At 54.6% G+C, this 2,882-nt stretch carries 1 protein-coding gene; it reads right to left on the bottom strand.

Going from position 1 to position 2,882, the window contains the following annotated elements; all coding sequences use genetic code 11:
* Positions 1-385: 385 nt before the first annotated feature.
* Positions 386-1,924 carry a carbohydrate porin gene (locus KJQ96_RS38295; protein ID WP_249735075.1) on the bottom strand — a complete coding sequence of 513 codons (1,539 nt, stop codon included), beginning with the start codon at positions 1,922-1,924 and terminating at the stop codon, positions 386-388.
* Positions 1,925-2,882 lie beyond the last annotated feature (958 nt).

Here is a 2,882-nt window from a genome sequence, read left to right as displayed (position 1 = left end):
TCGCTCCTTCGGTGGAGAAGTGGAGGCGTCAAGCACCCCCACGATATGCCGCCTTCCCGATTCCCGCCGTCACCAACTTTTAGCGATAGCTCTGTCGGCCTTCGATTCGATGCCTTTGCCGAAGTCACGACGACCAAACAGTTTAGGACAAACAGCCGGCAAATTGAGACTGATGCCGAGCCCAGATCCATCCAAGGCCAACTACAGCCAGAACTTCGGCAAGACTTCTTCGATTCTGCCCCGACATCCCTATGGCCCATACGGATTTGGGCCCGACCCGGACCATAGGCGATGTGGGCTTTCGCGTCGCTACCAGGGCGCTTAGCGGAGATCAAACATGTCTTCATCCGCAGCGCGCATGAGTGCATATCCCAGCCTTGCGGAGCTAGAAGAAGACCGCCGTAGACGCCGAGAAGTTCAGAGCATGTCCGGTCTGGGGCGTGTACGTAATGCTGGTGGGGTGATCGATATATGAGAATCCTAGGTTGAGATATACTCCGGGTGCAAGATGTGCGGTGTAAGTTGCCGAGATCGCTTTACTTTCGCGATGAACGAGATTCCCTTTGGCCGCGGCAGCGTCCACTGCAAAATGGCTCCAGACAGTGTTGGTGCCAACAATAGCAATTTGATCACGGGGTCGGCTGTCCAAAAGCCCCTTCGCATAAAGACGGAGCTCGTAATACTCACTGACCTTGTTTAGGTCAGGCGGAGCGTACATGACCGAGAATCCACCATAGATGCCACGAGCTGCAGAGGTTTGGACCGCGGTCTGCCAGAGTTGCGTGTCCGCAGCGACGTAATAGAATCGGTTCTCATCAGCTCTTGGTTGGTTCGGATACTGTAAGTTCGTGTAGTTGCTGTTGTTGAAGCCGGCGCCCGCCCGCAGCCAAGTGTCCGGTACACCTACAGCCGCCTTTTCCTTGTAGCCGATTTCATTAAGCAAAAGCATGCCCGCGTTGGGCGTGCTCCAATCTAAGCCGGTGGGATTTTGAGTTAACTGCGCAAATTGACCATCGGGACTGATAGAGCGCTGGAATGACACTCTGTCATACAAGCGATCATCAACGTTGAACTTCAGATTGACAGCCGGCGTCGGCGCAGGATTGTTGCTCATTCCTCCCTGATACAGGATATTCGCCGAAGGCCCGAAGACACTAGCTCCTGCGTTTCCGCCGACCAATGTGCCTGCGAACTCGTTTTGATTTGGGAGATAGCCTATTTTGAATTCGAGTTTCCTATCGAAAAACGTCTGGTAGTAGCTGATTGTGTCGATTCCAATTCTATCTGGCCCGCCGGGCTTCCATGTCCAGTATTGCTGCTCGGCCGCCACCACGATCTGGCCGTCGGGTATCCCAAATCGGCTGAGATCATAGGTAATCCACATGTAGTTTACGGTATTAAATGTCGGATTCTGGCCGCTATAGAGTTGATTGGCGATGGTGCTTCTGGCTGCATTCGGCAGAAGATTGTTCGCAAAGCTGTTTTGGGTCCAACCCACATAGCCGATTCCGACGTCCGCCAGCGCGGATCTAACGCCGCCCGCATCCTGATCTATCGTATCCGCGGGACCAGGTATGCCGAGCCACATACCTTTTGGACGGAGGTTTTCGAATTTTGCGAATGGGTCGATCTTCTTATCGGTCTTCTTTTGAGATAGATCGGTCTTCTTTTGAGCTTTCCTTTTAACAAGCTCGTCCGGACTGTCGCTCTTTGGGTTGAGAATGTTGGCAGTTTGTGCCAGCGCCGAGCTGCCGATGAGACTCGCTGCTAACGACAATGCGATAACAAGCCCCCGTTGGTTTGTAGTTCGTCGAACGCTGAAAACAGGCTGTGCGGATAAACTGGCCGAGCTTAGCGGCTTCATCTGAGAATTGTGCGGAACGTGTACGATGGCAACTTCGGTGCTGTTTGTCTCAACTCGCATAATACCCCTCCGATAACAACGAGGATTCTTGACGCGTGACGCATCGCATTGAGACCGCAACAGATGGATGACACCCATCGAATAATTCGATAAGAACTCCCGGAACATGCGATGGTGTGTAGCGCTCCAGGGAAATCGCGATGTCGCGAGAGGAAGAGCTGTCGCTCAATGTGCTGCCGTCCACTTAGCTGAGTGCACCTTCACAAAGCTCCAGCTTCCGACGCCGGCACTGTTCGCTTTGGCCGAAGGGCGTGCTGTGTGGCTCCGACAACCGGGCAGCTCGTCCGAGTCGAGGCCTACAAGCGCATGCAGCGATGCAACTGGAAGGCCTTTTGGGAAACGCTTGGAATATGCTGATGCGCTTCTGGCGCCTCCGCAACTCGAATCGACCACTTCAATTCAATCTCTGGGGGCCGCGATCCATTTGATGTCTGCGTAGTGTTCACCATTGGCGCGCCCCTCGATTCGCTTTCCTTACACGCTAAGCTGGTGGTGCGCGCGACGTAGTCTCTGATCTTGCTGCGGAATGGCTCGTGCGGATATTACGGCGCAAAATCGGGCGCAGGCCTTTGCTGAAGTCGAAATCAGCGCTGGAGCAGTGCAGCGGCCGTACTGCTCTGCAAGAACGAATTGGCAGCGGCGTCGAAGCGGTATGCCAGTCGCGCTTTACGCATGCTGGCGCTATCCTGCGACGCAGCCGCGAAGGCGCGGCTCAGGTCTGTCTTCAGAATACGAAGACAAGAAAATGCAGTAATAGTACAGCATCGGTGAGATCGAGCGGCGGTTTCTGGCTCCGCTCACCCCTTGGCTCGAACTGCTTCAAGCCAAAGCCAGGCGTCGTCATCGATGAGGCCTAGACGACCGATTCCATGAAACCTGCGCTGATGGAGCAGGCTGAATTGGTGGAACGGACGCGCTGTTGGCGGATTCTTCGTTTGCGGTCGGCGAAACGAGGAGC

Source organism: Bradyrhizobium sp. sGM-13 (assembly GCF_018398875.1).
Taxonomy (GTDB): Bacteria; Pseudomonadota; Alphaproteobacteria; order Rhizobiales; family Xanthobacteraceae; genus Bradyrhizobium.
This window is presented reverse-complemented; position numbering and strand designations above follow the sequence as displayed.